Below are 25,034 nucleotides of genomic sequence, written 5' to 3' on the forward strand. Positions count from 1 at the left end.
GCGCACGTTCAGTCCGTGCCTGCGCCCACTATCGCAGGGCCGTCATGCCCATTTCCCCATCATATGCCTGGACAGGCCGAGCCCAGCTTAGTGGCCGCTATGGTCTTCCATGCCGGCCATCTCACCAGCCGCGCCCGGCTGTTGCACGATGGCGTCGGCGAGAATGCGCTGGCCGTTGGAGAAGATGAAGGTAAACGTCATCTTCTTGTCCTCAAGCGCCTGCGGGTTGATCGACCACAGCATGAGGTGCTTGCCGCCCGGTTCGAACTTCACTGTCGCGCCGGCGGGCACGTCCACGGTCTTCACTGGGCGCATGGAGGCGACGCCGTCCTTGGTGCTGCTCTCGTGAATTTCCACACGCACGGCTTCGTCGGTCAGCACGTCGCGCAGCACGACATCATCGGCGCCGCCGTGGATCGTGAAATAGGCCGCAGAGGGGGCATTGGGATTGGGGTTAAGGCGCAGGAAGCCGCCATCGACATCCAGCGGCGGCGGGTCGCTGCACGCGCCGAGCGTCGCCAGCATCGCGGCTGCGACGAGGAGCGAGGAGGGCTTGTGCATGTGCGGTCTCCGGGAGGTTTGTTATCTCGCCGGGCTTTAGACCCGGCGATCTACGCCGCCAAGCAAAACAGGCCGCCTTGCTTGGGCGCGCATCGGCGTGCGTGTCCTGACCTGCCCCGGTCGGGCCTGCGATGCGCGCTTGGGTCAGCTAAATCATCTCGGGACTTGTTGCGCGAAAACACCCTCCTATATCGGCGCGGTCAACGGGGTGGTTTCGGCCTGAGTGCGGAGCCGCCCCGGCAGCGGCCCAATTCCGGGCGCTCAACTACACATGGGGTACAAGAGGGCAAATATGGCTAAGGTTATCGGTATTGATCTCGGCACCACGAACAGCTGCGTCGCCGTGATGGACGGCGGCAAGCCGAAAGTGATCGAGAATGCGGAAGGCGCGCGCACCACGCCCTCCATCGTGGCATTCGCCAAGGATGGCGAGCGGCTCATTGGCCAGCCGGCCAAGCGTCAGGCCGTGACCAATCCGGACAACACCGTGTATGCCGTCAAGCGCCTGATCGGTCGCCGGTTCGACGATCCGCTGACCAAGAAGGACATGGAGCTGGTCCCCTACAACATTTCCAAGGGTCCCAATGGCGACGCCTGGGTGAATGCTGGCGGGCAGGACTACAGCCCCTCGCAGATTTCCGCCTTCATCCTGCAGAAGATGAAGGAAACCGCCGAGAGCTATCTCGGTGAGACCGTGACGCAGGCCGTCATCACCGTGCCGGCCTATTTCAACGACGCGCAGCGCCAGGCGACCAAGGACGCCGGCCAGATTGCGGGCCTTGAAGTGCTGCGCATCATCAACGAGCCGACCGCGGCCGCGCTCGCTTACGGGCTTGAGAAGAGCGAAGGCAAGACCATCGCGGTCTACGACCTTGGCGGCGGTACCTTCGACATCTCGATCCTCGAGATCGGCGACGGCGTGTTCGAGGTGAAGTCGACCAACGGCGATACCTTCCTTGGCGGTGAAGATTTCGACTCCAAGATCGTCGAATATCTCGCTGATGGCTTCAAGAAGGACGAAGGCATCGACCTGCGCGGCGACAAGCTGGCGCTGCAGCGCCTGAAGGAAGCCGCCGAGAAGGCCAAGATCGAGCTCTCCAGCGCGCAGACGACGGAAGTGAACCTGCCGTTCATCACCGCCGATGCGACTGGTCCCAAGCACCTGGTCAAGACCATCACCCGTGCCGACCTTGAGCGGCTGGTCGAGGCGCTCATCAAGCGCACGCTCGAGCCCTGCAAGAAGGCGATCGCGGACGCCGGCGTTTCCTCCAGCGAGATCAGCGACGTCGTGCTCGTCGGCGGCATGACCCGCATGCCCCGCGTGCGCGAAGTGGTGAAGGAGTTCTTCGGCAAGGAGCCGCACACCGGCGTGAACCCGGACGAAGTGGTCGCCATGGGCGCTGCCATTCAGGCCGGCGTGCTGCAGGGCGACGTCAAGGACGTGCTGCTGCTCGACGTGACGCCGCTGTCGCTGGGCATCGAGACGCTGGGTGGCGTGTTCACCCGCATGATCGACCGTAACACCACGATCCCGGCCAAGAAGAGCCAGGTCTACTCGACGGCTGATGACAATCAGCAGGCAGTGACCATCCGCGTCTTCCAGGGCGAGCGTGAAATGGCGGCGGACAACAAGCTGCTCGGCCAGTTCGATCTGGTCGGCATTCCGCCGGCACCGCGCGGCGTGCCGCAGATCGAGGTCACGTTCGACATCGACGCCAACGGCATCGTGAACGTCTCGGCCAAGGACAAGGGCACCGGCAAGGAGCAGCAGATCAAGATCCAGGCGTCTGGCGGTCTGAGCGATTCCGACATCGACCAGATGGTCAAGGATGCCGAGCGCTTTGCCGAGGAAGACAAGAAGCGTCGTGAGGGCGCCGAGGCGAAGAACAACGCCGAGAGCCTGATCCACACCACGGAGCGCCAGCTCGCCGAGCATGGCGACAAGGTGGACGAGGCGCTCAAGGGCGAGATCGAGGCGGCTGTCACCGCGGCCAAGAGCGCGGTCGAGGGCGGCGATGTCGAGGCGATGAAGACCAAGACCCAGGAACTGGCACAGGTTTCCATGAAACTCGGTCAGGCGATCTACGAGAAGGAGCAGGCTGCGGCCGCGTCTCCGGGCGCCGAAGGTACGGCCCAGAAGGCTGATGATGACGTCGTCGACGCCGAGTTCTCGGAAGTCGACGAAGACAACAAAGCCTGATTGAACGGAAATGACGCCCGGCCGGCCCGTGAACTGGCCGGCTGGGCGATTGCTTGGGACTGCTGCGGGGCATGAGTAGCAAAATCGATTATTACGAGCTGCTCGAAGTCGAGCGGACGGCGGATGGCGCGACGATCAAGTCCGCCTATCGCAAGCTGGCCATGCAGTGTCATCCGGATCGCAATCCGGGCTGCAAGGAGAGCGAAGCCAAGTTCAAGGCGATCAACGAAGCTTATGACTGCCTGAAGGACGAGCAGAAGCGAGCGGCTTATGATCGCTTCGGCCACGCCGCTTTCGAGCAGGGCGGCATGGGCGGCGGACGGGGCGGTCAGGCCGGTTTCTCCGATTTCTCCGATATTTTCGAGACGATCTTCGGCGATGGGTTTGGCGGCGGTGGCCGTCAACAGACGCGGCGCGGCGCGGACCTGCGCTACGACATGGAAATCTCGCTGGAAGATGCCTTCCATGGCCGCGACACGACCATCGAGATCGATGTCTCCACGCAATGCGACGCCTGCGACGGTAGCGGCGCTGAGCCTGGTACCAGCGTGGAAAGCTGCCCGACCTGCGGTGGCCACGGCAAGGTGCGGGCGCAGCAGGGCTTCTTCGTCATCGAGCGGACCTGCCCGAGCTGCCATGGCGCCGGCCAGCGGATCAAATCACCCTGCCGTGCCTGTCGCGGCGAAGGGCGGGTGGACAAGCGTCGTTCGCTGGACGTGAAGGTGCCGGCTGGCGTGGACGAAGGCACGCGCATTCGCCTCACCGGGCAAGGCGAGGCCGGACCGCGCGGCGCCCCGGCGGGCGATCTCTACATCTTCCTGCATGTGAAGCGGCACCAGATTTTCGAGCGGGACGGCACCAACCTGTTCTGCCGCGTGCCGATCAGCTTCACGCTCGCGGCCTTGGGCGGCACCATCGAGGTGCCCGGCCTGGACGGCGAGGATCATGAAATCCGCATTCCCGCCGGCATCCAGTCCGGCAAGCAGTTGCGCCAGCGCGGCGCCGGGATGCCGGTGCTGAATGCGCGCGGGCGGGGCGATCTCGTCATCCAGATCGAGGTGGAAACGCCCACCAAGCTCTCCGCCCGGCAGAAGGAACTGCTGGAAGAGTTTCGCGCCACCGAGACGGGCGAGGAATGTCCGCAGTCGAGCGGGTTTTTCAGCAAGATCAAGAATGTGTGGAGCGATTTGACGGAGTGATCTGAGCGGGTGGCGGGATTGTCGGAGCGCTTATCAAAGCGCTGGTCAATCCGCCGTCGTGGAGCTCTGCTGCCCTAGGCTCCTGCCTGCGCAGGAGCACAGCTTGGGCTTAACGGCTCACTTGTACGCCCAATCAAACGGCCACGCGGTGATGCTCCACGCCACCTCGTGCTCCTGCGCAGGCAGGAGCCCAGGCCGCAAAAGCACTGCCCCAAATCGTTGATCGAGTAAGCCCGGCCCTAAACGCCGGCCGCCACTCTTACCGCGGCAGATCGACCCGCGTGCCGTCGGCCGCCTCGCTGACCACCAGATCGGCGATCGCACGGCCGACCACGTCCGGTGTCTTGAGCGTTGCCGGGTCTTCGCCGGGATAGGCGCGGGCGCGCATGGTGGTGCGGGTGGGGCCGGGGTTGACGATGTGGGTGCGGACCTTGGAAATCTTGGTGACTTCCTGCCCATAGGCGCTCACCAGCACGTCCTGCGCCGCCTTGGATGCGCCATAGGCGCCCCAATAAGCGCGGGGCGCCGTGGCGACGCCGGTGGAGAGGGCTACGACGCGTGCGTCGCTGCTCTTGCGAAGCATGGGATCGAAGGCCGCGATCAACGCCTGGGTCGAGGCGATGTTGAGCGTGAGCTGCCGGGCGAATTCCTTGGTGTCGATGGCGGTCACGGCGGCAAGCGTGCCCAGCGTGGCAGCATTGAGCACCAGCACGTCGAGCGCTTCCCAGCGCCCGCTGATTGCTGTGGCCAGGCGCCCGATGCTCTCCCCGTCGGTCAGGTCGAGCGGGGCGATGGTGGCGCTGCCGCCGCCGGCGTGGATCTGTTCTTCCACCGCTTCAAGATCCGGCACGGACCGCGCGACCAGAACCACATGCGCGCCATCGCGCGCGAGTTCGATGGCGGTGGCCGCGCCGATGCCCCGGCTGGCGCCGGTGACGAGGGCAAGGCGCCCGGCCAGGGGCCGGTTGTCGGTCGTGTCAGTCATGCTGTCTCCGCTCCGGCTCAGACCACGCGTTCGCGCAGCAGTTCGAGCTGGTTCACTTCGGCCTGATCGTCGAAGTCGGTGAGGGTGGTGGGATAATCGCCGGTGAAGCAGGCATCGCAATATTGCGGCAGCTCATCATTGCGGCGCGCCTCGCCGATCGCCCGGTAAAGGCCTTCGATCGACACGAAGGCGAGGCTGTCGGCATGAATGAACGAGCACATCTGCGAGACGTCCATGCGATGCGCGAGCAGCTTGGCGCGCTCGGGCGTATCGACGCCGTAGAAGCAGCTATGCCGGGTCGGCGGGCTGGCGATGCGCATGTGCACATCCTTGGCGCCGGCCTCGCGCATCATCTGCACGATCTTGAGGCTGGTGGTGCCGCGCACGATCGAATCGTCGATCAGCACGATGCGCTTGCCGGCGATCAGCGCCCGATTGGCGTTGTGCTTGAGCTTCACGCCCAGATGGCGAACCTTGTCGCCCGGCTGGATGAAGGTGCGGCCAACATAATGCGAGCGGATGATGCCCAGCTCGAACGGAATGCCCGATTGCTGCGCATAGCCGATGGCGGCAGGCACGCCGCTATCCGGCACGGGAATCACGAGATCGGCATCGACAGGGCTCTCGATGGCCAGCTGCGCGCCAATGCCCTTGCGGACCGAATAGACGCTGCTGCCGTCCACGATGGAGTCCGGCCGCGAGAAATAGACATGCTCGAAGATGCAGGGGCGGGCCTGCGCCGTCTCGCCAAAGGGGCGGTGCGAGCGGATTTCGCCGCCCTGCGTCACCACGATCAGCTCGCCGGGCTCGACCTGCCGGATATATTCCGCGCCGACCACATCGAACGCCACCGTCTCGGAGGCGAAGATGATCGCATCGCCCAGCCGGCCCATGACGAGCGGACGGATGCCGAGCGGATCGCGGCAGGCGATCAGGCCCTCACGCGTCAGGCAGATGAGCGAATAGGCGCCTTCGACCTGCTTGAGCGCATCGATGAAGCGATCCAGCAGGGTCCGGTAACGCGATTTGGCGACGAGGTGGATGATCACCTCGGTATCGCTGGTCGACTGGAAGATCGCGCCATCGCGCACCAGCCGCTTGCGCAGGTTCATCGCGTTGGAGATGTTGCCATTGTGAGCGATGGCGAAGCCGCCCGAGGACAGCTCGGCATAGAGCGGCTGGACGTTGCGCAGCGCTGTCTCGCCGGTCGTCGAATAGCGCACATGGCCGCAGGCGACATGGCCGGCGAGCTGGCGGATCACATCGTCCTTGTCGAAGTTGCCCGCGACATGGCCCATGGCCCGGTGGGTGTGGAACTCCTCACCGTCCCAGCTGGTGATGCCGGCGGCTTCCTGCCCGCGATGCTGCAGGGCGTGAAGGCCCAGCGCCACCATGGCGGAGGCTGTGTCGGCGCCATATACGCCAAAAACGCCGCACTCTTCGCGCAGCTTGTCGTCATCAAATGGGTGCGTGGTCAGCATGGCTCTACTCATAGCCGACGGGGTGCGATTCCCGCCGCGTCGCGATCCTCGTTGCCGGCCATATAGGAGCGTCAAACTGCTTTGTCGCCCCATTGTCGCAAGAAAGGTGGTGAATGCCCCGAGTCGGGCACGGGTGAGGCCTCCATAAGCGCGTGAAGCTGCCAAAATCGGCGAGGGGCATAAAGTTCGGAACCATGCCGCCCGGGGGCTGTTTCCCTTGCAAAAGGAGATCGCCATGCCGGTTGATTGGACGTCCCGCGCGCGTGCTCGCTCCCTCTTCGCAACCATTGTCGGCGCGATTATCGCGCTGGTCGGCCTTGTGCTGGCTATCGGCGGCGCGTGGCTCGCGGTGCTGGGTGGCAGCCTCTATTACCTCATTGCCGGGGTGCTCCTCGGTCTGGCGGGCTTTCTTCTCATCCGACAGCGGGTGCTGGGCGTCTGGGTCTATCTAGCGGCCTATGGACTTTCGATCATCTGGGGGCTGGCTGAGGCCGGGCTCGATGGGTGGGCGCTGATTCCCTTCACCGTCGGCCCGACGGTGCTCCTGATCCTTGTGCTGTTGACCTTGCCGGTGCTCCAGCCCGAGCGCTGGCAATGGCGCTTGCCGATTATGGCGAGCGTGGCAGCCGTGCTTGTGCTGGCCGTGGGTGGCGTGGTGATCTCCCGCCTCAACCTTCCTGACGTCGGCACGATGCCGGCGCGGCTTGCCTCGACGGTGGCCGATCCCTCGCTATTGCGGCCCGGGACGGACTGGCCGGCGTATGGCGGCAGCTACGCGGCGCAGCGTTATTCTCCGCTGGGCCAGATCACGCCCGCCAACGTCGGAAAATTGCAGCGCGCCTGGGTGTTCCACACCGGCGATCTGCCCGAGGACATGGCCGACAACAAATATGGCGCCGAAACGACGCCGCTGAAGGTCGGCAATACGCTCTATCTGTGCTCGGCCACTAATATTCTCATCGCGCTCGATCCGGCGACCGGTCAGCAGCGCTGGCGCTACGATCCCAAGGTCGATCATGCGTGGATTCCCTACACGGCCGCGTGCCGGGGCGTCGCTTATTATGCCGTGCCGCAAGCCACGGAAGGGCAGGCCTGCGCGACGCGGATCATCGAGGGTACGCTGGATGGCCGCCTGATCGCCGTGGATGCACAGACCGGGCGGCCATGCGCCGACTTCGGCGAGAACGGCGCGGTCGATATCAAGCGCGGCATGGGCAAGGTGGTGCCGGGCATGGTCTCGATCACATCGCCGCCCACGATCGTGCAAGGCGTGATCGTGACCGGGCACCAAGTGCTGGATGGGCAAAAGCGCGATGCGCCGTCCGGCGTCGTCCAGGGATATGATGCCGTCACCGGCGAGAAGCGCTGGGCTTGGGACATGCTCAACCCGGATTGGGCGGGCGATCCGCCGGCCGGGCAGGAATATGCGCGCGGCACGCCCAATATGTGGACCATCGCCAGCGGCGATGAGTCGCTGGGCCTCGTGTATCTGCCGATGGGCAATTCCGCGGTGGATTACTGGAGCGGGAGCCGCAGCCCGCAGGAGGACAATTTTTCTTCCTCGCTGGTTGCGCTGGACGTGACGACCGGCAAGCCCCGCTGGCGCTTCCAGACCGTGCATCGGGACGTGTGGGACTATGATCTCGGCGCACAGGCCACGCTGGTCGATTTCCCCAATGGCGCTGGCACCGTGCCGGCGCTGATCCTGCCGAGCAAGCAGGGCGAAATCTACGTGCTGGATCGTCGCACCGGCCAGCCGATCTTCCCGGTGCAGGAGCGGGCCGTGCCGCGCACCGGCGTGGAGCCGCAGCGGCGCAGCCCCACCCAGCCTTATTCCACCTACCACACGCTCGCCTTCCCCGACCTCAAGGAAAGCGACATGTGGGGCATGTCCCCCATCGACCAGATGGTCTGCCGCATCCAATATCGGCAGGCGGAATATCGCGGGCGGTACACGCCTCCCACGGCGGACAAGCACTTCGTCGAATATCCGGGCTATAATGGCGGCACGGACTGGGGCGGCCTCGCCATCGATCCGGTACGCGGCGTGATCCTCGCCAACTACAATAATATGCCCAACTATAATCGCCTGGTGCCGCGCGCCGAGGCGGATCGTCGCGGCTTCCCGGCGCCGCGTGGCGACGAGAAGGCGCGGGGCGGCAGCATGAGCGAGGGGGGCGGGCATGGCTCGCAAGACCCGCAGGCCGGCTCGCCTTATGCCATTTCGGTAAACGCAGGGTGGCGGCTTTCGCTGACTGGCCTGCTGTGCAAGCGCCCGCCTTATGGCGGTATCCGTGCGATCGACATGCGGACGGGCCAGACCATCTGGGATCGCCCCTTCGGCACCGCGCGGCGCAATGGCCCCTGGGGAATTCCGTCAATGCTTCCCATCAACATCGGCACGCCGAACAATGGTGGCGCGGTGGTCACGGCTGGCGGTGTCGCCTTCATCGCCGCAGCGACGGACAATCTGATCCGCGCCATCGACATCGAGACGGGCAAGACGCTCTGGCAGGATAGGCTGCCGGCGGGCGGTCAGGCGACGCCGAGCGTGTATGAGGTGAACGGCAAGCAGTATCTCGTCATCATGGCGGGCGGGCACCATTTCATGGAGACGCCGATTGGCGATGAAGTGATCGCCTACGCCCTGCCGGGATGAGAATGGGAGGAAACATGGCTTTGGCAGGTCGGGCGTGGCAAGCTCGCTCGATCTGCCGAGCGCTTGCCTGAGGCGAAGGGGTGAAGCGCGTGCTTTCACTGGAGGCGGAAAGGCATTAGGCGGGTAGGGCAACGTCGCCTTCCCAAACTCCGGTTCAAGATCCGTCCAATGATGCTCGTGCATGTCCCGCCTGCGATCGCCAACCAGTCCTGGCGTGCCATCGGCATCGTGACGGCGCTGGCGGTGGTCGGCGCGCTCGCACTCTATTCCATGGCTGGTGGTTCGATGGTGCCGTGGGCCGGTGCGCATCTGCTGCGCTTTGCGCTGTTTCTGATCCTGGCGCTGGTGATCTCTTACATCCCCTCCGAGCAGTTCAAGCCGCTGCTCTTCCCGGCCTATCTGGCGAGTCTCGCGCTGCTCATCATTGTGCTGATGATGGGCATCGTGGGGGGCGGGGCGCGGAGCTGGCTCAATCTCGGCTTCATGCAGTTGCAACCCTCCGAGTTCGTGCGGCTGGCCGTGATCGGCATGGTCGCGCGATTCTACGAGATGTTGCCACCCGCCGCGACGCGCTCCTTCACGGCGCTCTGGCCGCCGGTCGCGCTCACGGTGGTGCCCTTCGCGCTGATCCTGCTCCAGCCGGATCTCGGCACCGGCATGATGCTGGTGCTGTCCGTGGCGGTTGTGACCTTTCTCGCGGGATTACCGCTGCGGCTGTATGCGGCGGCGGGGGCGGCCGCGATCGTGCTGATCCCGGTGATCTACAGCTTCCTGCTGCCGCACCAGCAGAGGCGCGTGACGATCTTCATGAACCCGGAGGCCGATCCGTTGGGCGCGGGCTATCATATCACCCAGTCGGTCATCGCCATTGGCTCGGGCGGCTTCTTCGGCAAGGGCTACCTGCAAGGCAGTCAGAGCCATCTCCATTATCTCCCTGAGTCGCATACGGATTTCATCTTTCCGGCCATCACCGAGGAGTGGGGGCTGCTCGGCGCGACGGTCATCATCGCCTTGTTCTGGCTGCTGCTGCGCTGGGGCATGAATGTCGCGCGGGATGCGGCCAGCCGCTTCGACCAGCTGCTGGCGGCGGGGCTGACCTGCAGTCTGTTCCTCTACATCTCCATCAACATGATGATGGTCGTCGGCTTTGCGCCAGTCGTCGGCCTGCCTTTGCCGCTCGTCTCCTATGGCGGCTCCGCGATGCTCTCGATCATGATCTCACTGGGGCTGTTGATGGGCATCGACCGCAAGACCCGCAAGCGCGCCAACCCCTATCTGCGCTGAGCGCGGCCGGGGTCACATTCGGCGTCACATTCTCTGGCCAAAGCCACTGGCGCGCCTGCCCCGCTGCCTCTAAAGGGGCGGGATGCACGTCCTTGCGAACCCGCGACGTTTCCTGGCGATTGCCGTGCCTGCGACGCCCTGGTGCTTCTGGGGCGGCATCCTCCTGATTCTCGCCGGGTGCTGGGCCGGGCTGTTCGTGGCGCCCGCGGATTATCTGCAGGGGCACAGCTTCCGCATCCTCTACATTCATGTGCCGGCGGCATGGCTGGGCATGGGCGGCTGGAGTGGCCTCACCATCGCGGCGATCATGCAGCTCGTCTGGCGTCACCCGCTGGCGAGCGTAGCAGGTCGGGCCATCGCGGTGCCGGGCGCGGTCTTCACCGCCCTGTGCCTCGCCACCGGCTCGATCTGGGGGCGGCCCACCTGGGGGACGTGGTGGGAGTGGGACGGGCGCCTGACCTCCATGCTGCTGCTGCTGTTCCTCTACATCGGCTATATCGCGCTGGCGCGCGCCAGCGTGGAGCGGGGCGATGCTGGCGGTGTCAGCCGCGTGACGGCGATCTATGCGCTCATCGGCGCGCTCAATCTGCCGATCATCCATTATTCGGTGGTGTGGTGGAACAGTCTCCACCAGGCCAAGAGCATCAGCGTCGTCGGCATGAGCAGTAGCATCGCGCCGTCCATGCTCTGGCCGCTTGGCTTGACCGTGCTCGGCTTTACTCTTTGGTTCACGGCGATCGTGCTGCTGCGGATGCGGGCGATGCTGGCGGAAAATCGGATCGAGGCGCGGTTGCGCCGGATGTCGCGGGGCTGAGGATAACCGATGAATCCCTGGCCTTTCGTGATTGCCGCTTATGGCCTCACCTTCGTTGCGACGGTTGCGACCAGCCTGTGGGCTTGGGCGCGCGCGCGGCAGGCGGAGCGGCGGGCGCGGGATTTGCTGGAGCGGGATTGAAATGGTTGCGGTGACGTCGAACAGAGCTGGCCCCAAGCGTAAGCATCAGCGCCTCATCCTCGTGGTGCTGGCGCTGGCGGCCATGATCGGCGGCGTGCTGCTGGCCATGTCCGCGCTGCGCTCGCAGGCCGCCTATTTCTACACGCCCGCCGAAGCGCTGGCCGCCAAGGTCGAGCCGGGCCGCGCGATTCGTCTGGGCGGCATGGTCCAAGCAGGAAGCATCAAGCGCCACGCCAACGGCACGACGGTCGATTTCCGCCTGACTGACGGCAAGGCCACCGTGCCGGCTTCCTTCACTGGCATCACGCCCGACCTCTTTGCCGAGAACAGCGGCGCGGTGGCGGAAGGCGCCTTTGGGGAAGACGGCGTGTTCCGCGCGACCAACATCCTCGCCAAGCATGACGAGCGCTACATGCCGCGCGAGATGGAGGGCATCAAATATGATCCGCAGACCCATCAGGTGGATGCACGCGGCCAATGATCGCTGAAGCCGGCCTTGCCGCCCTGTGGCTCGCGGCCACGCTCGCCGGCCTGCAATTGCTGCTCGCCTGGTTGGCCGTTGCACGCGGCAATGCCGATACGGCGCGATTCATCCGGCCGCTGGCGGTCGCGCAGGGCGTGCTGGCGGGTCTAGCCATGGCGCTGCTCATCGCCCTGTTCCTGATCTCCGACATGTCCGTCTATCTGGTCGCGGCGAACAGCCATTCGCTCAAGCCGTTCATCTACAAATTCGCCGGAGCCTGGGGCAATCACGAGGGCTCGATGCTGCTCTGGGTGGCGGTGATGAGCCTTGCCGGCGGCGCGGTGGCGCTGTTCGAGCGCAGTCTCGACCGCGCGACCCATTTCGCGACGCTCGGCGCGCAGGCGGCGATCAGCCTTGGTTTCTATGCCTTCCTGCTGTTTGCTTCCAATCCCTTCCAGCGCCTCAATCCCCCGGCGGTCGAGGGGCAGGGGCTCAATCCACTGCTGCAGGACCCCGGTCTCGCCTTCCATCCGCCGACGCTTTATTTTGGCTATGTCGGCCTGTCCGTAGCCTTCTCCTTCGCGGTGGGCGCGCTGCTCACCCGGCAGGTGGATGCCCGCTTCGCCCGTGCGATCCGGCCGTGGGTGCTGGGTGCCTGGGTCCTGCTGACCATCGGCATCGCTGCCGGCTCATACTGGGCTTATTATGAGCTGGGCTGGGGTGGCTGGTGGTTCTGGGATCCGGTCGAGAATGCCTCGCTCATGCCGTGGCTGGCGGCGACGGCGCTGCTCCATAGCGCTTCGGTCCTGGCTGCCCGCGATGCGTTGCGCGCGTGGACGGTGATGCTGGCAGTGGTCGCTTTCGCAATGTCGATGATCGGCACCTTCCTCGTGCGCTCGGGTATCCTCACCAGCGTCCACGCCTTCGCGGTCGATCCCACGCGCGGCAGCTTCATCCTCATTCTGCTCGGTCTCTATATCGGCGGCGCGCTCGCGCTGTTCGCTATGCGGGTCCACACGGTGAACGAGGGCGCGCGGTTTGATCCGCTCAGCCGCGAGGCGCTGCTCGTCGTCAACAATCTGCTGCTGTGCGTGATCCTGGGGCTGGTGCTCATTGGCACGCTCTATCCGCTGCTGACGGAAATGCTGGGCCAGAGCGTCTCTGTCGGTCCGCCCTATTTCAACGCGGTGATCGGGCCGATCACGCTGGTGCTGATGGCCGCGCTGGTGGTCGGGCCGCTCCTGCGCTGGCGGCGGGACGAGTCGGGCGCGGCGCTGCGGCGGTCGGCTCCCGCCATTGGCGCTGCGCTGATTACGCTGATCGCGGTGCTGCTGTTTGCGGACCGCCCGATCGGCTGGTTGCCGCTGCTGGGCCTCGTCATGGCCGCCGCCGTTGCTGTGGCGAGCGTCGCGCCGCTCTGGAAGCGCAATTTGCGGCGTACGCCGATGTTCACTTATGGCATGGTGATCGCGCATCTGGGCTGCGCAGTCAGCCTGGCCGGCATGGCGAGCGAATCAGCCTTCTCATCCGAGCGGCTGGCGGCGGCGGCACCGGGGGACTCTTTCGAGATCGCCGGCTACACCGTGACCATGGATGGCGTGCGGCCTTATGCCGGGCCGAACTGGACTGCCATGGAAGCGCAGCTCGTCGTGCGGCGCGGCGACAAGGTGATCGGCACCGCGCGGCCTCAGGCCCGCTATTTCACCGATCCGCCGACGCCAACCAACGAGTCCATCCAGCTTACCCGCTGGAACGGCCAGCTCTATCTGGTGCTCGGTGAAGCGCTCGAAAATGGCCGCTGGCAGTTGCGCATCTGGTGGAAGCCGTTCGTCACGCTGATCTGGGGCGGCGCGGGCCTGATCGCGCTGGGTGGCGCGCTGGCGCTGGTCGGCCGCGTCCGTCGCGAGCGCAAGCAGGCGCGGATCGCGCGCGCATCTGGCGCGGCTGCGGAGTATCCGCAGGAGGCGCTGGCATGAAGTTCGGCAAGCGCTCGCTCATCCTGTGGATTCCGCTGATTGCCTATGTGATCTTCCTCGGCGTGGCCTCGCTGGGCCTCAATCGTGAGCAGCAGACGGTGGTGCAATCGCGGATGATCGGCAAGCCGGTCCCGCCGATGGACCTGCCCGCGGGCGCCTCCAGCCGCCCGACGCTCTCGACCAAGGCGATGGCGGACGGGCAGCCGCGGCTGCTCAACATCTTCGCCAGCTGGTGCGTGCCCTGCATCGCCGAGGCGCCGGTGCTCCTGCAACTCGCCCAGCGAGGCGTCCCCATCGATGGGGTCGCGATCCGCGATGCCCGCGCCGATGTGGACGACTTCCTCACGCGCCACGGCAACCCTTATCAGCGCATCGGGCTGGATGAACGCAGTGCCCTGCAATTCTATATGGGCTCCTCCGGGGTGCCGGAGACGTTCGTGGTCGATGGCAAGGGCATCATTCGCTACCAGCATATCGGCGTGATCGGCCCGCAGGATGTGGACATGATCCTCGAAAAGCTGCGCGAGGCGCAATCATGAGGGTCGCGCTGATCCTGCCGGCGTTGCTCGCCATCCTGCCAGCACCTGTGTTCGCGCAGACGGCACTGCCGCCCGCACCCTATGCCAATCGCCAGCTCGACGATCCGGCGCTGGAGGCGAAGGCAACCGAGCTGATGCACACGATTCGCTGTCTGACCTGCCAGAGCCAGTCCATTGCGGACAGCGACGCGAGTATGGCGGCGGACCTGCGCTCGATCATTCGCGAGCGCATCGCGGCGGGCGAAGACCCTGAGGCCATTCGCGCCTGGCTCATCGAGCGCTATGGGGATTGGATCAGCTACAAGCCGACCGCGGACCCCATTCTCTGGCCGCTCTGGGCGGCACCGCTGATGCTGCTGGGCGCGGGCGGGGCGCTGGCATATGGGCGGATGCGCCGCCGCAAGGGAGCGAAGGCATGACCGGCCTGTTGATCGCAGCGGGCATCGCGCTCATGGTCGGCATCGGCATCATGCTGGGTGCGCGCCTGCCGCTCCGCCATGCCGCGCCGGTTGCCACTGCGCTGCTGCTCGGCCTCGCCGGCTATGCCTGGCAGGGCAGTCCGGGTCTGGCCGACAAGCCGGTCGCGGCGAACGACTCGCGCGTGAAGTTCGATGAGGCGTTGGCCAAGAAGCGCTCGGAAATCGGCGAGCGGCTGACTGGTGCGACGAAATGGCTTGTCGTGTCCGACGCGCTCGCCCGCAAGGGCAACACGGCCGGCGCCGCCAATGTGCTGCTCTCGGGCCTGAAAGAATATCCCGATGACGCGAACATCTGGGTGGGGCTGGGCAATGCGCTGGTCGCGCATGGCAATGGCACGCTGACCCCGGCGGCGGATTATGCCTTCGCGCAGGCCCTGCATTTCCAGCCGGACGGCGTTTCTCCCAATTATTTCTATGGGCTTGCCCTAGCGGAATCGGGTCAGTTCGACCGCGCGCGTGATGTCTGGCTGAAGCTGGCAGCGCGCCTGCCGGAGGATTTCGAGCTGCGTGAAGAGCTGATCCGCAACGTGGCGTTGCTCAATGCGCTCATCGAGCGGCGCGATGCCATGGCGCAGGGTGGCCCATCTCAGGGCGATGCCCCGCAGGCTGGGGCGCCCAAAAGCGGAAATGCCGGCCCCTGATGGTGCGTTGCGTGCCTCTCGACGAAGTGCTAGGGCGCCGCGCGTTCAGGGCAGGGCCTGGGCAAGGGAAGCGCGATTGATGATTGCGAGTCAGGCGGGCAAGTGAGCCCTACCGATCAGCCACGAGACTTTGCGGCGGGGAATCCTGCGGCCGCTGGTCATGGGCATGGCCCGGATAGCCTGCGCAAGATGGCGCTGGCGGCGATGGGTATTGTCTTCGGCGACATCGGCACCAGCCCGATCTACGCCTTCCGCGAGACGTTCGCGGGGCACCACCCGCTCGCGCCCGATGCGCTGCACATCTACGGCGTGCTCAGCCTGATCTTCTGGTCGATGATGATCGTCGTGACGATCAAATATGTCTCGATCATCATGCGGGCCGACAACAAGGGGCAGGGCGGCAGCCTGGCGCTGCTCGCGCTGGTGAACCGCCGCAGCGGGCGCAAGCGCTGGACCGGGCCGATCGTCATCCTCGGGGTCTTCGCCACCGCGCTCTTCTACGGCGATTCGATGATCACCCCGGCCATGTCCGTGCTGTCCGCGTCGGAAGGTCTCATCACCGTCAACGCGCATTTCGCGCCACTGGTTTTGCCGATCTCCGTGGCGATCCTTATCGGCCTGTTCGCTATCCAGTCGCGCGGAACGGCGCGGGTCGGCCAGCTTTTCGGGCCGATCATGCTGGTCTATTTTGCGACGCTTGCGGGCCTCGGCATCATGCATATCGCGACCGATCCGGCGATCCTGCTGGCGCTCAATCCCTGGTATGCCTTCCAGTTCTTCCTGACCGACAAGTTGCTGGCCTTCCTTGCGCTCGGCTCCGTCGTGCTCGCCGTCACCGGCGCGGAAGCGCTGTACGCGGATATGGGGCATTTCGGGCGCAACCCGATCCGGGTTTCCTGGCTGTTCTTCGTGTTGCCCGGCCTCATGCTCAATTATCTGGGGCAGGGGGCGTTCATCCTCTCTCTGCCGGCGGATCAGGTGGATCACGCGATCCGCAATCCCTTCTTCCTGCTCGCGCCGGAAAACTTCCGCCTGCCGCTCGTCATCCTCGCTATTGTCGCGACGATCATTGCCAGCCAGGCCGTCATTACCGGCGCCTTTTCGCTCACCCAGCAGGCGATCCAGCTCGGCTTCATTCCGCGCCTCAAGATCAAGCACACCAGCGCCAGCGCGCAGGGGCAGATCTACATCCCGGTCATCAACTGGGGCCTGATGGTGATGGTGATCCTGCTCGTGCTGTCGTTCCGCTCCTCCAGCAATCTCGCCGCGGCCTATGGTATCGCGGTGACGGGCGCGATGTTCATCGACACCTGCCTGCTCGCGGTGCTGCTGCTCTCGCTGTGGAAGTGGAACCGTCTGCTGGCCTATGGCGCGCTGGCGATCTTCTTCATCGTCGACATCGCCTATTTCGGGGCCAACCTGACCAAGGTGCCGGACGGCGGCTGGTTCCCGCTGCTGGTCGGTCTGGTGATCTTCACCATGCTCACCACCTGGGCCAAGGGACGCGGGTTGATGGTCGATCGCTTGAGCGAAGCGGCCATGCCGATCCCGGTCTTCGTCGCCTCAGCCGCCAACAGCGCCGTGCGGGTGCAGGGCACGGCGGTGTTCATGACCTCCACCTCGGACGGCGTGCCGCATGCGCTGCTGCATAATCTCAAGCATAACAAGGTGCTGCACGAGCGGGTGGTGCTGCTGACGGTCAAGGTGCTCGATGTGCCGACCGTCGATGCCTCCTATCGCTATCAGGTCGAGGATCTCGGGCGCGGCTTCTATCGGGTGCTGATTCATTATGGTTTCATGGAAGAGGCCGACGTGCCCGCTGCACTGGCGATGGTGGAAGGCTGCGGCCAGCCTTTCCGCATGATCGAGACGAGCTTCTTCCTCACGCGCCAGACCCTGCTGCCGGCCGCCCGGCCCGGCATGCCGATCTGGCGCGAAAAGCTCTTCGCCTGGATGCTGCGCAACGCGGAAAGCCCGATGGAGTTTTTCCGCCTGCCGACCAACCGTGTGATCGAACTGGGTAGCCAGCTGGAGATTTAGGGGGGGCATCGCTCCGCAACTCGAGATTTCTCTCGTGCTCCTGCGAAGGCAGGAGCCCAGGGCGCTAAAGCGCTTCAATCAATCAGCCGACTTGAACCCGATACGCTCGGCATGTGCGCGAACTCTTTCTGTACGTCGCCGTTGCGCTCGAACGCCCTGGGCTCCTGCCTTCGCAGGAGCACGGGAAGGGTGATGCTGCCGGGATTTTGAGAGTACGCTCAGTCCGGAGCTTTGCTCTCCGTGTTCGCAACCATCGCCCGCGCCTGCGCGAGATCGTCCGGCGTGTCGATATCCAGCAGCAGCCGTGCGTCGGCGTTCACCAGCGCAGCCCCTGTGGCGAGGCCCCGCGCACCCCGATCTCCTTTGAGGGCTTGGAGATCACCGAAAGCGCGCGCCGGAAAAAGCGCCGGCGGTTGTGCAACCCCGTCGGGCGAACAGGAGAAGACGGCGGACGCTCCATCCGTCGCAAACTGCCCAAGCACCGCATCCAGATGCTCGGCCGTGACAAACGGCATATCCGCGAGCAGCACCATCAACGCCGAGGCTCCGGCTTCCTGCGCCGCCGTCGCCGCCAGACCCAAAGAGTGCGCCATCCCCGCTTCTGGCCGGGAATTGAAGATCAGCCGATATCCCGGTGCGTGGCTTCCCCAGTCCACGCCCGCCGGCGCCACCAGCAGATGATGGGTCGCCTCTACCGTCAGCCCGGTCTCAGCCGCCCAGCCGATCAATGCGCGTCCGCCGAGGTCCGCCACCAGCTTGTCCGCCGTGCCGAAGCGGATCGAGCGCCCCGCCGCCAGCAGCGCCACGGCGAGGCCGGGCAGCGCCATCAGCGGGCCCCGCGAAAGGCCGCGACCATGCCGGCGGCGATGGAGAGGGCAATCTCCTGCGGACCAAGGCCGCCAATCGGCAGGCCGGCCGGCCCGTCCACCCGGCGCAGGTCATCCGCGCTCACCCCAGCCGCCGCCAGCCGCTCCAGCCGCCGCCCATGATTGGCACGCGATCCGAGCGCGCCGATATAGCCCGTCGACTGCACCAGCGCCGCGATCAGCGCAGGGTCATCGATCTTGATGTCGTGGCTCAGCGTCACCACCGCGCAGGCGGCATTCGGCGCGAAGCTGGCGACGGCCTCGTCCGGCCAGGCGTCGGTCAGCGTCACGCCGGGGAAGCGCTCGGCGCTCAGGAAGCGCTCGCGCGGGTCGTTGACCGTCACCGCCATGCCGAGCGTCTGCGCGATGGCCGCCAGCGCCTGGCCGATCTGCACCGCGCCGACGATCAGCAGCTTGCGCGCCGGCTCATAGAGATTGACGAACTGCCCCGCCTGCGTCCCCAGCCGGGCCTTGCCAGTCGCAAGGTCAGTGGAGATCGCAACCGCCTTGCCCGCCGCGCGCGCCTGCGCGATCGCCTCGAACAGCGCCGGCGCAAAGCCCGCCTCGCTCACCGGCTGGACCAGCACGCCGATCTGCCCGCCGCAGGGCAGGCCGGGCTCCCACACGCTGGGGTCGGTGCTGCCGAAATAGCGCAGGCCGGTCTCGCCCTTCGTAAGCGCGCGCTCGGCCATGGCGAACACGTCATATTCCACGCAGCCGCCCGAGATCGATCCGGCAAAGCGTCCATCTGCCGCAATGAGCATATGCCCGCCGCGCGGCCTTGGCGCGGAGCCGGAGGCTTCCACGACGGTGGCGAGCGCCATGGGCTGGCCGGCCCAGTCGCGCGCGGCGGCGATGATGGCATCGATATCGTTCAAGCGCTCGTCCTGTATCGGGGTGGGGGCAGGGGAGCCGCTGCCATCTCTCGCCTGCCTCATTATTGCAAGCCTACGGACATTGACAACCGGGCGAGAGCAACGGCAATGTCGCTGTTCATCGAGACATTGCGGAGGGAGAAGCGGCATGGCCACCGAACTGATGGTCAACGGGCAAAAAAGGCAGGTCGAATCCGACCCCAAGAAGCCGCTGCTCTGGGTGCTTCGTGAAGATCTGGATATGGTCGGCACCAAGTTCGGCTGCGGCATGGCGCTGTGCGGCGCTTGCACGGTGATGATCGACGGGCAGGCCGTGCGCTCCTGCACCACGCCGGTCGGCACGGCGGCGGGCAAGCAGATCACCACTATCGAGCATGTCGCGACGACGCCGGTCGGCAAGGCGGTGAGCGAGGCCTGGATGCAGCTGGACGTGCCGCAATGCGGCTATTGCCAGGCCGGGCAGATCGTCTCCGCGACGGCCTTGCTCGCCAAGACGCCCAAGCCCACCGATCAGCAGATCGATGCGGCGATGAGCGGCAATATCTGCCGTTGCGCGACCTATTTGCGCATTCGCAAGGCCATCAAGCAGGCCGCCGGCATCGAAGAGGGAGCCGCTGCATGAACGCGCCCCTCAACATGAACCGCCGCGGGCTGCTCAAGGCGACGCTGGTCGGCGGCGCGGTGCTGGCCTTCGATGCGCGCTTCGCCTTCGCGCAGGCGCCGGGCGAGAAGGCGGTTATCATCAACGCCTATATCCGCGTACTGCCGGACAACCGCTTCGTCATCGGCTCCAAGAACCCGGAGATCGGCCAGGGCGTCAAGACGATGCTGCCGATGCTCATCGCCGAGGAACTGGATGTCGACTGGACGCAGGTTACGGCCGAGACGACCATCGCCGACGAGAAGACCTACGGTATGCAGGTCGCTGGCGGCAGCTTCACCACGCCGATGAACTACATGCCCATGCGCCAGATCGGCGCGGCGGCGCGTCAGATGTTCATCAAGGCGGCGGCAGCGCGCTGGGGCGTGCCGGAGGCGACGCTCACCACAGGCGGCGGCCGCGTCTCGCAGACGTCCGGCTCGCCCACGGCCAAGCACAGCGTGACCTATGCCGAGTTGGCGGCGGAAGCGGCGAAGATCGCGGCGCCGGACCTCAAGACCGTGCCGCTCAAGGACCCGGCGAGCTTCAAGATCATCGGCAAGTCCAAGATCGGCGTCGATACGCCGGCCATCGTGGCGGGCAAGCCGTTGTTCGGCATCGACGTGAAGAAACCCGGCCTGCTCCATGCCGCGATCGAGGCGTGCCCGGCTTATGGCGGCACGCTGACCAGCTTCGATGAGGCGGCAGTGAAGGCGCTTCCCGGCATCATCGCCGTGGTGCCGCTCAACAGCGGCTACAATCCCAAGGGGCCGCATGATGCGGTGGCGATCGTGGCGGAAAGCTGGTGGGTCGCCAATCAGGCGCGCTCGGCCCTGAAGCCTGTGTGGAACATGGAGGCGCAGAAGCGCTTCTCCAGCGCGGCTTTCAAGGCTTCGGCCGAGGCCAAGATGGCGGCTGCGCCGGAGGATTCGATCCACAAGGCCGGCGATGCCGCCAAGGCCATGGCCAGCGCGGCAAAGACCGTCACCGCGCGCTATGAATATCCCTACATCGCCCACGCTACGCTCGAGCCGCAGAACTGCACCGCGCTGTTCAAGGACGGCAAGATCGAGTTCTGGGCGCCGACCCAGCTCCCGGCGGACGGGCGCAAGGTGGTGTCCGAGGCGCTCGGCATCGCGCCGGAGGCGATCACCATTCACATGACGCGCATCGGCGGCGGCTTCGGCCGGCGGCTGATGAACGATTACATGGCGCAGGTCGCCCAGATCGCCAAGGCGCTGCCCGGCCGGCCGATCAAGATGATCTGGACGCGCACCGACGATCTGCGTCACGATTTCTTCCGGCCCGGCGGCTGGCATGATTTCAAGGCCGGCATCGATGGCTCGGGCAAGCTCGTGGCCTTTACCGATCATTTCATCACCTATGGCAAGGATGGCAAGCCGGACACCGGTGCCGCCATGACCGCGACGGAATTTCCGGCGCCTTTGCTGGCGGATGTCGATCTCTCGGTCTCCTATGTCGAGAGCAACGTGCCGACGGGCTATCTGCGCGCGCCGAGTTCCAATGCACTGGCCTTTGCGTTCCAGAGCTTCCTCGATGAGGTGGCGCTGGCCGGCGGAATCGACCTGCCCGAGCTGATGCGCCGCACGCTGGGCGAGGCGCGGCTGATGAAGCATGGCAACCGCCCCGGCATGGATGGCAGCGTACCCGAGTTCAACACGGGCCGTGCCCGCGCCGTGATCGACAAGGTCTGCCAAATGGCGGGCTGGAAGGGCCGCACCGGCGGGGATGCTGGGGACGGCGTGCGCAAGGGCCGGGGCTTTGGCTTCTATTACAGCCATCGCGGCTATTTCGCCGAAGTGGTGGATGTGACCGTCGCCAAGACCGGGAAGGTCAGCGTCGACAAGGTCTGGGTTGCCGGCGATGTCGGCCGGCAGATCATCAATCCCATCAACGCGCTCCATCAGGCGCAGGGCGCGGTGATCGACGGGCTGGGCCAGGCGCTGTCCGGCCAGAAGATCGAGATCAAGGATGGCGCGGCCAGCCGCACCAATTTCCACGATTACCCGCTGCCGCGCATCGTGGATGCACCGGCGGACGTGGTGGTCGAATGGGTGATCTCGGACAATGATACGACCGGCCTCGGCGAACCGGCTCTGCCGCCGGTGATCCCCGCGATCATCAACGCCATCTTCGCCGCCACCGGCAAGCGCATCCGCTCGCTTCCCGTGGTGCCGGCGGATCTGGCGGTCTGAGGATAAGGGCGGAGGGGAGGAGGTTTCTTCCCCCTAGCTCGTTCATGAAAAGGGGTCCAACTACGGACATTCCCTGTATGAAATTTGCACTGCTTTTCTTGTATTTCTCAATCGCTGCTTGTGGAAGCGGCGATAGAGTTTCCGGAAAGGACGGCCTGATACGGCAGGTGCAGAATAATCGCGTAGGAACGGATACGGACTACTGGATCGAGGTGAAGAACATGGACGGTGAATGGGAACGCACCGGCTTAATCTTTGGCTACGTTGATGACAGTGGCGAATGCAAAAAGGCGGTCTCTGGATTGAAAAGTGTCAATTATGCCCGGGAGTATCGTTGCGCCCCTGCTAACTGATTGCCTGTTCTAACAAGTCTCGAGCTTAACTGCCTGGTTGCGCCTCCCGATCACACTTAAGGAGACACCGCATGGTCGAAGCCCGCTGGAACGGCGCCGTCATTGCCCGCAGCGACGACACGGTCGTCGTGGAAGGCAACCACTATTTCCCCGCCGATGCCGTCGATCCCGCCGTTCTCCGCCCGAGCGACACGACGACGGTCTGCTCGTGGAAGGGTACAGCGCATTATCATAGCTTGCACGTGGCCGGCGCCGACAACCCGGATGCCGCCTGGTACTATCCCGATCCCAAGCCGGAGGCGGAAGCAATCCGCGACCGCATCGCCTTCTGGAAAGGCGTTGAGGTCGGCTGAGCGGTCGCCTTACAGAATCTCCCGCACCGTCTCCGGCGGACGGCCCAGCCGCACGCCTTTTTCGGTCGCCACCAGCGGGCGTTCGATCAGGATGGGGTCGGCAGCCATGGCGTCGAGGATAGCGGCGTCGTCGGCGTCCTTGAGCGCCTTGGCGCCGTCCTCGGCCTTGCGCAGGCCGTCGCGCGGGGTCAGGCCGGCGCGCTGATAGAGGGCCGCGAGCGTGTCTCGGCTCGGCGAAGTCTTGAGATATTCGACGATCTCCACCTCGACGCCCGGCGTCTCCTGCAGGATCGCCAGCGCCTCGCGGGATTTCGAGCAGCGGGGGTTGTGGTAGATGGTCGCCTTCATCGCCTGATCCTTTTCGTTTGCCCGTCCGTCAGGCCGGCTGGTCGTCGCCGGGCAATGCCCGCTGCATGTAGATGGTGTCCAGCCAGCGGCCAAATTTATAGCCGACCTTCTCCATGCGTCCTGCGTGGCGGAAGCCTTGGCCGGCGTGGAGCGCGACCGAGGCGTCCTCGCCGCCGGCGATCACGCCGAGCATCTGGGTAAACCCTGCCGCACCGGCGGCCGGGATCAGCGACGCCAGCAGCGCTCTGCCGATGCCTTGGCCGGTCTTCGCGGGATGGAGATAGACGCTGTCCTCGCAGGCATGAGCGTAGGCGGGGCGGTCGCGGAATTGCGCGGCATAGGCATAGCCGATCACCGCGCCGTCCTCATCTTCCGCGACGATGAACGGCCAGCCCTTCTCAGCCAGATACGCGATCTTCTCGCGCCATTGCTCGGCCGTGGGCGCCTGCGTATCGAAGGTCGCTGTGCCATGCTGCACATGATGGGCGTAGATCGCCGTGATGGCCTCCGCATCCGCAAGGGCGACCGGACGGATGCGCAGTGGCGGTTGCCCGCTCAATCGACCTTCTGCCGCTCCAGCCATTCTTCCAGCCATTTGATGCTGTAATCGCCATTCTGCACGTCCGGGTCGGCGATGAGCTTCTGGTGCAGGGGGATGGTGGTCTTCATGCCCTCGATGACATATTCCTCGAGCGCACGCTTGAGGCGCATCAGGCAGCCCTCGCGGGTGCGGCCGTAGACGATCAGCTTACCGATCATGCTGTCATAATAAGGCGGCACGCTATAGCCCTGATAGAGCGCGCTTTCGACGCGCACGTGCATGCCGCCGGGGACGTGGAGCATCTGCACCTTGCCGGGCGAGGGCATGAACGTCACCGGGTCTTCCGCATTGATGCGGCACTCGATGGCGTGGCCGTGGAATTCCAGCTCGTCCTGCGTCACCGAGAGCGGCTTGCCCTCGGCAATGCGAATCTGCTCGCGCACCAGATCGAAGCCGGTGATCATCTCCGTCACCGGATGTTCCACCTGAATACGGGTGTTCATCTCGATGAAGTAGAATTCGCCGTTCTCGTACAGGAATTCGATGGTCCCCGCGCCGCGATAGCCCATGTCGGCCATCGCCTTGGCCACGAGCGTGCCCATGCGGTTGCGTTCGGCCGACGAGATGACCGGGGAGGGCGCTTCTTCCAGCACCTTCTGGTGCCGGCGCTGCAGCGAACAGTCGCGCTCGCCCAGATGGATGGCATTGCCCTTGCCGTCGCCAAAAATCTGGAACTCGATATGGCGGGGATTGCCGAGATATTTTTCCATGTAGACGGTGTCGTCGCCGAACGCCGCCTTGGCTTCGCTCTTGGCCTGGGACATCAGGCTCTCGAACTCGTCTTCGGTCGGCACCACCTTCATGCCGCGCCCGCCGCCGCCGGAGGCGGCTTTCACGAGGACCGGATAGCCGATCTCTCTCGCGCGCTGCTTGGCGTCTGCGATGTCCTCGATCGCCCCGTCGGTGCCCGGCACAAGCGGCAGACCGAGCGCGCCGGCGGTGCGCTTGGCTTCCACCTTGTCGCCCATCACGCGGATGTGCTCGGGCTTGGGGCCGACGAAGATGATGTCATGCGCTTCCACGATTTCCGCGAAGCGCTCATTTTCGGAGAGGAAGCCATAGCCCGGATGGATCGCGTCCGCGCCCGAGATTTCGGCGGCGGAAATGATCGCGGGAATGTTGAGATAGCTGTCCTTCGCAGCCGGCGGGCCGATGCAGATGGCTTCGTCCGCCAGGCGCACATGCATGGCGTCGGCGTCGGCGGTCGAATGCACGGCCACCGTCTTGATGCCCATCTCGTGGCAGGCCCGGTGGATGCGCAGGGCGATCTCGCCGCGATTGGCGATCAGCAGCTTCTCGATGCTCATGGCTGGCGTGTCC

24 protein-coding genes are annotated in these 25,034 nt (G+C 65.4%); 16 read left to right on the forward strand and 8 right to left on the reverse strand.

The window, feature by feature from the left end; genetic code table 11:
- Positions 1-87: 87 nt before the first annotated feature.
- The gene (locus M2336_RS09605; protein WP_264574750.1) at positions 88-561 is read right to left on the reverse strand and encodes a copper chaperone PCu(A)C; all 474 of its coding nucleotides are present in this window, start codon (positions 559-561) and stop codon (positions 88-90) included.
- A gap of 292 nt (positions 562-853) precedes the next feature.
- Here M2336_RS09605 and dnaK point away from each other — a divergent pair, with 292 nt between their 5' ends.
- Both dnaK and dnaJ read left to right on the forward strand, forming a co-directional pair.
- Positions 854-2,761, forward strand: coding sequence for a molecular chaperone DnaK (dnaK, locus tag M2336_RS09610; RefSeq protein WP_264574751.1), 1,908 nt, complete (start codon positions 854-856; stop codon positions 2,759-2,761).
- A 71-nt stretch (positions 2,762-2,832) separates the two neighbouring features.
- Positions 2,833-3,960 (forward strand): molecular chaperone DnaJ, encoded by a 1,128-nt coding sequence (dnaJ, locus tag M2336_RS09615; RefSeq protein ID WP_264574752.1) that lies wholly within the window; start codon positions 2,833-2,835, stop codon positions 3,958-3,960.
- Positions 3,961-4,219: 259 nt separating this feature from the next.
- Here dnaJ and M2336_RS09620 read toward each other — a convergent pair whose 3' ends face one another.
- Together M2336_RS09620 and purF are read right to left on the reverse strand one after the other, a co-directional pair.
- Complete coding sequence (locus M2336_RS09620) at positions 4,220-4,945, reverse strand: SDR family NAD(P)-dependent oxidoreductase (protein WP_264574753.1); 726 nt, start codon at positions 4,943-4,945, stop codon at positions 4,220-4,222.
- Positions 4,946-4,962: 17 nt separating this feature from the next.
- A complete protein-coding gene (gene purF / locus M2336_RS09625; protein WP_181559103.1) occupies positions 4,963-6,426 on the reverse strand; it encodes an amidophosphoribosyltransferase in 1,464 nt (487 codons plus the stop codon).
- A gap of 235 nt (positions 6,427-6,661) precedes the next feature.
- Here purF and M2336_RS09630 point away from each other — a divergent pair, with 235 nt between their 5' ends.
- The 10 genes from M2336_RS09630 to M2336_RS09675 all read left to right on the forward strand — a co-directional run bounded on the left by M2336_RS09630 (position 6,662) and on the right by M2336_RS09675 (position 17,462).
- On the forward strand, positions 6,662-9,085 hold the full coding sequence (locus M2336_RS09630) for a membrane-bound PQQ-dependent dehydrogenase, glucose/quinate/shikimate family (protein WP_264574754.1): 2,424 nt from the start codon (positions 6,662-6,664) through the stop codon (positions 9,083-9,085).
- Positions 9,086-9,253: 168 nt separating this feature from the next.
- Positions 9,254-10,369: a rod shape-determining protein RodA gene (gene rodA, locus M2336_RS09635; protein ID WP_264574755.1), complete on the forward strand. Its 1,116-nt coding sequence runs from the start codon at positions 9,254-9,256 to the stop codon at positions 10,367-10,369.
- A gap of 82 nt (positions 10,370-10,451) precedes the next feature.
- Complete coding sequence (gene ccmC, locus M2336_RS09640; protein WP_264574756.1) at positions 10,452-11,183, forward strand: heme ABC transporter permease CcmC; 732 nt, start codon at positions 10,452-10,454, stop codon at positions 11,181-11,183.
- A 9-nt stretch (positions 11,184-11,192) separates the two neighbouring features.
- Positions 11,193-11,324, forward strand: coding sequence for a heme exporter protein CcmD (gene ccmD / locus M2336_RS09645; protein WP_181559106.1), 132 nt, complete (start codon positions 11,193-11,195; stop codon positions 11,322-11,324).
- A 1-nt stretch (position 11,325) separates the two neighbouring features.
- The gene (ccmE, locus tag M2336_RS09650) at positions 11,326-11,805 is read left to right on the forward strand and encodes a cytochrome c maturation protein CcmE (RefSeq protein WP_264574757.1); all 480 of its coding nucleotides are present in this window, start codon (positions 11,326-11,328) and stop codon (positions 11,803-11,805) included.
- A complete protein-coding gene (locus M2336_RS09655) occupies positions 11,802-13,763 on the forward strand; it encodes a heme lyase CcmF/NrfE family subunit (RefSeq protein WP_264574758.1) in 1,962 nt (653 codons plus the stop codon). The genes ccmE and M2336_RS09655 overlap by 4 nt, the downstream gene beginning before the upstream one ends.
- Positions 13,760-14,302, forward strand: a complete 543-nt coding sequence (locus tag M2336_RS09660; protein WP_181559109.1) for a DsbE family thiol:disulfide interchange protein — start codon at positions 13,760-13,762, stop codon at positions 14,300-14,302. Before M2336_RS09655 ends, M2336_RS09660 begins: the two co-directional genes overlap by 4 nt.
- A complete protein-coding gene (locus tag M2336_RS09665; protein WP_264574759.1) occupies positions 14,299-14,721 on the forward strand; it encodes a cytochrome c-type biogenesis protein CcmH in 423 nt (140 codons plus the stop codon). Before M2336_RS09660 ends, M2336_RS09665 begins: the two co-directional genes overlap by 4 nt.
- The gene (locus M2336_RS09670; RefSeq protein ID WP_264574760.1) at positions 14,718-15,422 is read left to right on the forward strand and encodes a tetratricopeptide repeat protein; all 705 of its coding nucleotides are present in this window, start codon (positions 14,718-14,720) and stop codon (positions 15,420-15,422) included. The genes M2336_RS09665 and M2336_RS09670 overlap by 4 nt, the downstream gene beginning before the upstream one ends.
- A gap of 102 nt (positions 15,423-15,524) precedes the next feature.
- Positions 15,525-17,462 carry a potassium transporter Kup gene (locus M2336_RS09675; protein WP_264569786.1) on the forward strand — a complete coding sequence of 646 codons (1,938 nt, stop codon included), beginning with the start codon at positions 15,525-15,527 and terminating at the stop codon, positions 17,460-17,462.
- 218 nt (positions 17,463-17,680) lie between these two features.
- On the opposite strand, the gene M2336_RS09680 is transcribed toward M2336_RS09675, so the two are convergent.
- Together M2336_RS09680 and M2336_RS09685 are read right to left on the reverse strand one after the other, a co-directional pair.
- Positions 17,681-18,289, reverse strand: a complete 609-nt coding sequence (locus tag M2336_RS09680) for a nucleotidyltransferase family protein (RefSeq protein ID WP_264574761.1) — start codon at positions 18,287-18,289, stop codon at positions 17,681-17,683.
- Positions 18,289-19,206, reverse strand: a complete 918-nt coding sequence (locus M2336_RS09685) for an XdhC family protein (protein WP_264574762.1) — start codon at positions 19,204-19,206, stop codon at positions 18,289-18,291. The genes M2336_RS09680 and M2336_RS09685 overlap by 1 nt, the downstream gene beginning before the upstream one ends.
- A 145-nt stretch (positions 19,207-19,351) precedes the next feature.
- On the opposite strand from M2336_RS09685, the gene M2336_RS09690 reads away from it, so the two are divergent.
- From M2336_RS09690 to M2336_RS09705, 4 genes are all read left to right on the forward strand, one after another.
- Positions 19,352-19,825 (forward strand): (2Fe-2S)-binding protein, encoded by a 474-nt coding sequence (locus tag M2336_RS09690; protein WP_264574763.1) that lies wholly within the window; start codon positions 19,352-19,354, stop codon positions 19,823-19,825.
- Positions 19,822-22,059: a xanthine dehydrogenase family protein molybdopterin-binding subunit gene (locus tag M2336_RS09695; protein WP_264574764.1), complete on the forward strand. Its 2,238-nt coding sequence runs from the start codon at positions 19,822-19,824 to the stop codon at positions 22,057-22,059. Before M2336_RS09690 ends, M2336_RS09695 begins: the two co-directional genes overlap by 4 nt.
- Positions 22,060-22,136: 77 nt before the next feature.
- Complete coding sequence (locus M2336_RS09700) at positions 22,137-22,412, forward strand: hypothetical protein (RefSeq protein WP_264574765.1); 276 nt, start codon at positions 22,137-22,139, stop codon at positions 22,410-22,412.
- A gap of 71 nt (positions 22,413-22,483) precedes the next feature.
- A complete protein-coding gene (locus tag M2336_RS09705; protein ID WP_264574766.1) occupies positions 22,484-22,765 on the forward strand; it encodes a DUF427 domain-containing protein in 282 nt (93 codons plus the stop codon).
- 9 nt (positions 22,766-22,774) lie between these two features.
- On the opposite strand, the gene arsC is transcribed toward M2336_RS09705, so the two are convergent.
- From arsC to accC, 3 genes are read right to left on the reverse strand one after another with little or no spacing between them, the layout of a single operon-like run.
- On the reverse strand, positions 22,775-23,113 hold the full coding sequence (gene arsC / locus M2336_RS09710; RefSeq protein WP_264574767.1) for an arsenate reductase (glutaredoxin): 339 nt from the start codon (positions 23,111-23,113) through the stop codon (positions 22,775-22,777).
- Between the two features lie 28 nt (positions 23,114-23,141).
- Positions 23,142-23,672, reverse strand: a complete 531-nt coding sequence (locus M2336_RS09715) for a GNAT family N-acetyltransferase (protein ID WP_264574768.1) — start codon at positions 23,670-23,672, stop codon at positions 23,142-23,144.
- Positions 23,669-25,021 carry an acetyl-CoA carboxylase biotin carboxylase subunit gene (gene accC, locus M2336_RS09720; protein ID WP_181559119.1) on the reverse strand — a complete coding sequence of 451 codons (1,353 nt, stop codon included), beginning with the start codon at positions 25,019-25,021 and terminating at the stop codon, positions 23,669-23,671. The genes M2336_RS09715 and accC overlap by 4 nt, the downstream gene beginning before the upstream one ends.
- Positions 25,022-25,034: the final 13 nt, after the last annotated feature.

This window comes from Sphingobium sp. B1D7B (assembly GCF_025961965.1).
Classification (GTDB): domain Bacteria; phylum Pseudomonadota; class Alphaproteobacteria; order Sphingomonadales; family Sphingomonadaceae; genus Sphingobium.